Source organism: Streptomyces katrae, from assembly GCF_000966975.1.
In the GTDB taxonomy this organism is placed as follows: Bacteria; Actinomycetota; Actinomycetes; order Streptomycetales; family Streptomycetaceae; genus Streptomyces; species Streptomyces katrae.
This window is the reverse complement of sequence record NZ_JZWV01000042.1, coordinates 1-7,215: the sequence shown is the minus strand read 5'-3', so window position 1 is coordinate 7,215 and position 7,215 is coordinate 1. Positions and strand designations below refer to the sequence as shown.

Annotated in this window: 8 protein-coding genes and 1 pseudogene; 8 read left to right on the top strand and 1 reads right to left on the bottom strand. The window is 71.2% G+C overall.

The features are described 5' to 3' along the window. The 3 genes and pseudogenes from VR44_RS02685 to VR44_RS02675 form a co-directional block, all read left to right on the top strand. A pseudogene (locus VR44_RS02685) lies at positions 1-425 on the top strand (potassium-transporting ATPase subunit B); the annotation flags it as partial. A 7-nt stretch (positions 426-432) separates the two neighbouring features. After that, positions 433-1,110 (top strand): potassium-transporting ATPase subunit C, encoded by a 678-nt coding sequence (locus VR44_RS02680; protein WP_045945714.1) that lies wholly within the window; start codon positions 433-435, stop codon positions 1,108-1,110. Positions 1,111-1,208: 98 nt separating this feature from the next. Then, a complete protein-coding gene (locus tag VR44_RS02675; RefSeq protein ID WP_045945713.1) occupies positions 1,209-1,895 on the top strand; it encodes a response regulator in 687 nt (228 codons plus the stop codon). Here the strand turns inward: VR44_RS02675 and VR44_RS02670 are convergent. Beyond that, on the bottom strand, positions 1,877-2,581 hold the full coding sequence (locus VR44_RS02670) for a substrate-binding domain-containing protein (RefSeq protein WP_052713443.1): 705 nt from the start codon (positions 2,579-2,581) through the stop codon (positions 1,877-1,879). The genes VR44_RS02675 and VR44_RS02670 overlap by 19 nt on opposite strands. Before the next feature lie 75 nt (positions 2,582-2,656). On the opposite strand from VR44_RS02670, the gene VR44_RS02665 reads away from it, so the two are divergent. From VR44_RS02665 to VR44_RS02645, 5 genes are all read left to right on the top strand, one after another. After that, positions 2,657-3,424: an IclR family transcriptional regulator gene (locus VR44_RS02665; protein ID WP_045945712.1), complete on the top strand. Its 768-nt coding sequence runs from the start codon at positions 2,657-2,659 to the stop codon at positions 3,422-3,424. 104 nt (positions 3,425-3,528) lie between these two features. Then, positions 3,529-4,740 carry a 4-hydroxybenzoate 3-monooxygenase gene (locus tag VR44_RS02660; RefSeq protein ID WP_045945711.1) on the top strand — a complete coding sequence of 404 codons (1,212 nt, stop codon included), beginning with the start codon at positions 3,529-3,531 and terminating at the stop codon, positions 4,738-4,740. Between the two features lie 30 nt (positions 4,741-4,770). Further along, positions 4,771-5,796 (top strand): amidohydrolase family protein, encoded by a 1,026-nt coding sequence (locus VR44_RS02655; RefSeq protein ID WP_045945710.1) that lies wholly within the window; start codon positions 4,771-4,773, stop codon positions 5,794-5,796. Positions 5,797-5,812: 16 nt separating this feature from the next. Then, positions 5,813-6,502, top strand: a complete 690-nt coding sequence (gene ligK, locus VR44_RS02650; protein WP_045945709.1) for a 4-carboxy-4-hydroxy-2-oxoadipate aldolase/oxaloacetate decarboxylase — start codon at positions 5,813-5,815, stop codon at positions 6,500-6,502. 2 nt (positions 6,503-6,504) lie between these two features. Further along, positions 6,505-7,215 (top strand): amidohydrolase family protein (locus VR44_RS02645; RefSeq protein ID WP_045945708.1); only part of this gene is annotated, 711 nt, incomplete at its 3' end.

The window sequence follows — 7,215 nt, the reverse complement described above, 5'->3', positions numbered from 1 at the left end:
AGGAGGCCGGGAACATGGTGGACCTGGACTCCAACCCGACCAAGCTCATCGAGATCGTGGAGATCGGCAAGCAGCTCCTGATCACCCGGGGCGCCCTGACCACGTTCTCCATCGCCAACGACGTGGCCAAGTACTTCGCGATCATCCCGGCCATGTTCGCCGTGGTCTATCCGGGCCTGGACAAGCTCAACATCATGGGGCTCGCGTCCCCCGAGTCGGCGATCCTCTCCGCCGTCATCTTCAACGCGCTGATCATCGTGGCCCTCGTGCCGCTCGCCCTCAAGGGCGTCCAGTACAAGCCCACCAGCGCCGACAGGATGCTCCGCCGCAACCTCGGCGTCTACGGACTCGGCGGCCTGATCGCCCCGTTCGTCGGCATCAAGCTCATCGACCTGCTCATCTCCCTCATTCCCGGAATCGGCTGAGACGACCATGAACAACTCCCTGGCCGCCACGGCCCGCCTGATCGGCGCCGGCCTGCGCGCCCTGCTCGTCCTGACGCTCGTGTGCGGCGTGCTCTACCCCCTCGCCGTGACCGGGGTCGCCCAGGCCCTCTTCGACGACGAGGCCAACGGCTCCGAGATCAAGGACGGGAGCGGCAACGTCGTCGGCTCCTCCCTCATCGGGCAGACCTACGACCTGCCCAAGCAGAACGCGGACGACCCCGAGGAGGCCGCCAAGCCGGACCTCAGGTGGTTCCAGCCGCGTCCCTCCGCGGGTCTGGGCGCCAACAGCGTCAACACCCAGTACTCGCTGATCCTCTCCGGAGCCACCAACAAGGCCGCCGACAACCCCGAGCTCGTGAAAACGGTCGAGGAAGCCAAGGCCACCGTGATCGCCGACAACTCCACCGCCGACTACAAGGTCAAGGCCGAGAACGTGCCCGCCGACGCGGTCACCTCCTCGGGCTCCGGCCTGGATCCGGACATCTCCCCCGCGTACGCGGAACTCCAGGTCCACCGGGTGGCCGAGAAGAACGGACTGCCCGTCAAGCAGGTCGAGAAGCTGGTGAAGGACCACACCGAGGGACGCGCGCTCGGCTTCATGGGCGAGCCCCGCGTCAACGTGCTGGAGCTCAACACCGCCCTCAAGGCCCTGACCGGGAACTGACCGTCCCTCCGCACGGCACGGGAACCGGCGGGGCGCGGACTCGCGCACCCCGCCGGTTCCCGGCCGTTCCGCTCACAACGAGGAAAGGCTGCACGCCGATGACCCGGGTGCTGGTGGTGGAGGACGATCCCCAGCTCGTCCGCGCGCTGAGGATCAACCTCCAGGCACGCAAGTTCGACGTCGACGAGGCCGGCGACGGCGGCTCGGCCCTGCGGCTGGCCACCGCGCGCAGACCCGACGTCATCGTGCTCGACCTCGGGCTCCCGGACATGGACGGCATCGAGGTCATCAGGGGGGTGCGCGGCTGGAGCCGGGTCCCGATCGTGGTGCTGTCCGCCCGGCACACCTCCGAGGACAAGATCCGCGCCCTGGACGCCGGAGCCGACGACTACGTCACGAAGCCCTTCAGCATGGACGAGCTGCTGGCCCGGTTGCGGGCCGCCTCCCGCAGACAGGCGGAACCCGCACATACGGCCGACGACATCACCGTGGTCGAAACCGACGGGTTCACCATCGACCTGCTCGCGAAGAAGGTCCGGCGCGGCGACCGCACCGTACGGCTCACACCCACCGAGTGGCACCTGCTGGAGATCCTCGTCACCCACCCCGGTCACCTGATCACGCAGAACAGGCTGCTGCTGGAGGTCTGGGGGCCCACCTACAGTGAGAACACCAACTACCTGCGCGTCTACATGGCCCAGCTCCGCCGCAAACTCGAGGCCGACCCCTCGCACCCCCGGTACCTGATCACCGAGCCCGGCATGGGCTACCGCTTCGAACCCTGAACGGCCCGCATGCCCCTGGCACGGGCGCTCTCGGACCCGGTGCCGGAGCCGAAGAAGTCGAGGACCTCGAGAGCGGGTCCCGGCCGGGAGGCCGAGGCCAGGACGGCTCCGCCGAACGTCGAGCTGATGGCCGTATCACCCGGCAGCGGGCCGGCGATGACGACGCCCGGCAGGTCCATCAGCTCGCTGTGCTGCTGGAACGCCAAGTCGGCCCGGCCGGAGGCGAGCAGACTGCCGGCCGGCACCCCCGGGGGTGCCTGGACGAGCCGGCCGGCGAGTGCGTCGGCGAAGCCCAGCCGGCCGATCAGCTCGACCAGGGCCGTTCCGCTGGGACCGGTGGAGTAGGCGATGCTCCGCGCCGCTTCCAGGGCGGACCGCAGTCCGGATTCCGAGTCGAGCACCGGAACCGGTGCTCCCGCCGGCACGGCGGCCACGACCTGGGAGATCCACAGCGGCCGCGCCGAGCCCGCCAGGAGGTGCCCCTCCTCCTCCAGCGCGGTCAGCGCTCCGTCCGCGAGCACGAGCAGGTCGGCCTCGGCGCCCTCGCGCACCCGCCGTGCGATCTCGACCCCGCCCGCGGACTCGAAACGCACGGGAAGCCCGTGCACGTGCCGGATCCGCTCGGACAGTTCGGCCAGCAGCGGCCGTGTCGCCATCGAGGACAGCCCGGAGATCACTGTGTTCACGTCGCCTCCTTGGTGTCCGGCAGATGGTACGGCTCTCGTGGGGGCCGCTCAACGCGGGTCTGCGAAACTGGCCGCGTGAGCGCGACCCGGAGCACAGCGGCTGGAAAAGTCCTCGACGTCCTCGCGGCCTTCGACCGCGAGCACCCGGCGCAGACACTGTCGGAGATCGCCCAGCGCACCGGCCTGGCCCTGAGCACGACGCACCGGGTGGTCGCCGAGCTGGCGGCGTGGGGAGCGCTGGAGCGCGGGGAGGACGGCTCGTGGCACGTCGGGCTGAGGCTCTGGGAGATCGCCTCGGGATGCCCGCGCACCCAGATCCTGCGTGACGTGGCGCTGCCCTTCATGCAGGACCTCTACGAGGCGACCCACGAGAACATCCAGCTCGCGGTGCGCGAGGGCGCGGAGCTGGTGTTCGTCGAGCGGATCGCCGGGCACCGGTCGGTGGAGCTGGTGACGATGGTGGGGGCCCGGTTCCCCATCGGCTCCACCGGGATGGGGCGCGTCCTGCTCGCGCACGCGCCGGTGGACATCCAGGAAGAGGTCCTCGAATCCCCGCTGCGGGCCTGGACCCCGCACACCGTCACCGACCCGAGGACGCTGCGCGCGCAACTGGACCGCATCCGCCGCGAACAGGTCTTCGTCAGCGACCGGCAGCTCTCCGAGAGCACCGTCGCGGTCTCCGCGCCCGTACGGATCGGACGGAACGGGCCCGTCAGCGCGGCTCTCGGGATCGTGATCACGTCGCGTGGGGCGAGCCGGGCGCGCGGACTGCGCGAGCCTCTGCTGAGGGCCGCGTACGGGATCTCCGACGAGCTCGGCCGACGTACCCGCTCCACCGCCTGAGATCCGGGCGGGCTTCCGCCTGACGGAAACACCGGAGACCGGCCGGGGTCCTGGCTGGCAGCGTTCGACGTGTTCCCCACGTCCACCGTTGCCCAGGAGATGCCATGGCAGACGCCGTCGTCGACACCGTTGCCCCGGTTCCCGTCGCAGTCGTCGGGGCCGGTCCGGCCGGCCTGATGCTCGCTCACCGGCTCGGCCGGGCCGGAGTCGACACGATCGTGATCGACACCCGCACCCGTCACGAGATCGCGACGACGCAGCGCGCCGGCATCCTGGAGGCCGACGCGGCCCGGGACCTGATCGAGACGGGTGTCGGCGACCGGATCCTGCGCGAGGGCCACGAACACGAGGGCACCGAGCTCCGCTTCGGCGGGCGGCCGCACCGGCTCGACTTCAAGGAGCTGGTGGGCGCGTCGGTGTGGCTCTATCCGCAGACCGACGTGTTCACCGACCTGGCCGACGCACGCGAACGCGACGGCGGCACGGTCCACTTCGGGGTGAAGGACACCGAGGTCCTCGACATCACCACCGGTGCTCCGCGGGTCCGGTACACCGCGGCCGACGGTTCCCGGCACGAGATCCGGGCCCGCTACGTCGTGGGCGCGGACGGATCGCGCAGCATGTGCCGCAACCTGGTCCCCGAGGACCGGCGGGTGCGGTACGGCAAGGAGTACCCGTTCGCGTGGTTCGGCATCATGGCCGAGGCGCCGGCGAGCGCACCCGAGCTGGTCTACGCCCATTCCGAGCACGGCTTCGCGCTGATCAGCCGGCGGACCGAGACGGTGCAGCGGATGTACTTCCAGTGCGCCCCGGACGAGCCCGTCGACGCCTGGCCGGACGACCGCGTCTGGGAGACGCTCCAGGCACGGGTGGCGGGGGAGGACGGCTTCCGCCTCAAGGAGGGCCCGATCCTGGAGAAGACGGTCCTGCGGTTCCGGTCGTTCGTGCAGGAGCCGATGGGCTGGGGCTCGATGCTGCTCGCCGGAGACGCCGCCCACACCGTGCCGCCGACCGGCGCCCGCGGGCTCAACCTCGCACTGCACGACGTGAAGGTCCTGGCCGACGTCCTCCTGCGGGCCCTCGGCACCGAAGGCGAGGCCGCCCTGGCGGAGTACGAGCCGCGCGCGCTGCGGCGGATCTGGCGGGCGCAGAACTTCTCCCACTGGATGACCCGGCTGCTGCACACCCCGCCCGGCGCCTCGCCGTTCGACCTGCGGCGCCAACTCGGCGAACTCGACAACGTGGTGGGCACGCGCGCCGGCCGCGCCTATCTCGCCGAGCAGTACACGGGCTGGCCCGCCGCCTCCCGCGGCTGACCGGACGAGACCCCCAGGAGACATCCCGACATGATCATCGACTGTCACGGTCACTTCACCACCGCGCCCCCGCAACTGGCCCGGTGGCGCGACCGGCAGGTCGCCGCCGCCGGATCCCCCGCGGACGCCCCCGACCCGGACGACCTCGTCGTCACCGACGACGACCTCCGCCGGGCGATCGAGGACAACCAGCTGCGCCTGATGGACGAGCGCGGCAGCGACCTGACGATCTTCTCCCCCCGGGCCAGCTTCATGGCCCACCACATCGGCGACTTCCGGGTCTCCGCGACGTGGGCGCGCATCTGCAACGACCTCGTCCACCGCGTCAGCCGTCTCTACCCGGACCGCTTCGCGATGGGCGCCATGCTGCCGCAGTCGCCGGGCGCCGGCCCGGCCACCTGCCTGCCCGAGCTGCGCCGCGCGGTCGAGGAACTCGGCGCGGTGGCGGTCAACCTCAATCCCGATCCGTCGGGCGGCCAGTGGACCGCGCCACCGCTGACGGACCGCAGCTGGTACCCGCTCTACGAGGCGATGGCCGAGTACGACATCCCCGCGATGATCCACGTCAGCACCTCGTGCAATCCGGCCTTCCACACGACGGGTGCCCACTACCTGAACGCGGACACCACGGCGTTCATGCAGCTGGTCCAGGGCGACCTGTTCGCAGACTTCCCCTCGCTGCGGTTCGTGATCCCCCACGGCGGCGGCGCGGTGCCCTACCACTGGGGCCGGTTCCGCGGTCTGGCGATGGCACTGGGCCGGCCGGACCCCGAGACGCTGCTGGAGAACGTCTTCTTCGACACCTGCGTGTACCACCAGCCCGGCATCGACCTGCTCACGCAGGTCATTCCCAGCCGGTCCGTGCTGTTCGCCAGCGAGATGATCGGCGCCGTCCGCGACATCGACCCGCGCACCGGCCACCACTTCGACGACACGAAGCGGTACGTCGAGGCCACCCCGAACCTCACCGACGAGGAGCGGGCCGCCGTCTACTCCGGCAACGCCCTGCGCGTCTACCCCCGACTCGCCGCGCGGCTCGCCACCTCCGGCCACTGACCCAGGAGAAGGACACATGGAACACACCCGGCTCGGTGTCGTCCACACCGCCATCACCCGCGCCGACCCGAAGGACGTCGCCGCCCTGTCGGCGTTCGGCGTCGCGACCGTCCACGAGGCGATGGGACGGGTGGGTCTGATGCGCCCGTACCTGCGCCCCGCCTACACCCGGGCCCGGCTCTGCGGGACGGCGGTGACCGTGCTGCTGCAGCCCGGCGACAACTGGATGCTCCACGTCGCCGCCGAGCAGATCGAGGAGGGCGACGTGGTGGTCGCGGCCTGCACGACGGAGAGCGAGGACGGATTCTTCGGCGAACTGCTCGCCACCTCGTTCCGCGCCCGGGGCGGCCGGGGACTGGTCATCGACGGAGGCGTGCGCGACGTGTCCGAACTGGAGGAGATGGACTTCCCGGTCTTCGCCCGTGCGGTCAACGCCAAGGGCACGGTCAAGGCCACCCTCGGTTCGGTCAACGTGCCGGTGGTCTGCGCGAACGCCCTGGTCAGGCCGGGCGACGTCGTCGTGGCGGACCGCGACGGTGTCGTGGTGGTGCCGCGGGAACGGGCCGCCGAGGTCGCCGAGGCCGCGGCCCGGCGCGAGGCCGGCGAGGAGAGCAAGCGGGAGCGGTTCCGCGCGGGCGAACTCGGCCTGGACCTGTACGGCATGCGCGGCCCGCTGGCCGAGCTCGGACTGCGCTACGAGGACTGACGATGACGACGAGCTTCGAGAAGACCCCCGGCTGGCTGGACTGGTACGCCGGTCCGACCCGGCCCGCGTTCCGGGTGCCGGAGGGCGCCGTCGACGCGCACTGCCACGTGTTCGGCCCGGGAGCCGTGTTCCCGTTCGCGCCCGAACGGAAGTACACCCCGTGCGACGCGTCCAAGGACCAGCTCTTCGAGCTGCGCGACCACCTGGGGTTCACCCGCAGCGTCGTGGTCCAGGCGACCTGTCACGGCGCCGACAACAGCGCCATGGTCGACGCCCTGCGGTCCTCGGGAGGGCTGGCCAGGGGCGTGGCGACGGTGCGGCCGGACGTCTCGGACGCCGAGCTGGCGGAGCTGCACGAAGCCGGCGTGCGCGGGGTGCGGTTCAACTTCGTCAAGCGGCTCGTCGACGCCGCGCCGCGCCGGGACCTGCGGGAGATCGCCGAGCGGATCGCCCCCCACGGGTGGCACGTCGTCGTCTACTTCGAGGCGGCCGACCTCGCCGGCCTGCGCGACTTCTTCCTGTCGATACCGGTTCCGCTGGTCGTCGACCACATGGGCCGGCCCGATGTCACCAAGGACCCCTACGGCCCGGAGTTCGGGGCGTTCCTGGACTTCATGCGGGCCAGGCCGGACATCTGGTGCAAGGTGACCTGCCCGGAACGGCTGTCCGTGAGCGGCCCGCCGGCCCTCGACGGCGAGCGGTCGGCCTACCGG